At 45.3% G+C, this 340-nt stretch carries 1 protein-coding gene; it reads right to left on the bottom strand.

What is annotated here, in order from left to right; translation table 11 throughout:
• Nucleotides 1-340, bottom strand: a 340-nt coding sequence (locus ACS604_RS18985; RefSeq protein WP_474772668.1) for an Ig-like domain-containing protein, incomplete at both ends; no start/stop codon positions are given.

The raw sequence follows: 340 nt of genomic DNA, 5'->3' as shown, positions 1-340 counted from the left end.
TTCTGAAGCATTAATCACGTTGTCAGATGTTACTGAATCAACTGCAAAGTTGACACCATCTGTATTTGGACCAACTGCATCCACAATAGCAGTCCCTGGTCCGGAAGTATTGCCAGCAGGATCTGTTGCTACTGCTGTTACAGTGTCTCCATCATTAAGACCAGGATTATCTACTGACCATGTACCATCCGATCCTGCTACAACGCTTGCTGTACTACCGTCAGGATAAGTCACTGTTACTGTTGAACCAGGTTCTGCTGTACCTGTAATCGGGTCTGTCCCGTTAACCGGCTCAATCACTGGTGCATTTGGTGCAGTAGTATCTACTGTATAAGTTTGT

The sequence above is a fragment of the Acinetobacter sp. Li1LvA2 genome, from assembly GCF_056156705.1.
Note: the sequence above shows the minus strand (reverse complement) of the source record. Positions and strands in the feature narration are given on the sequence as shown.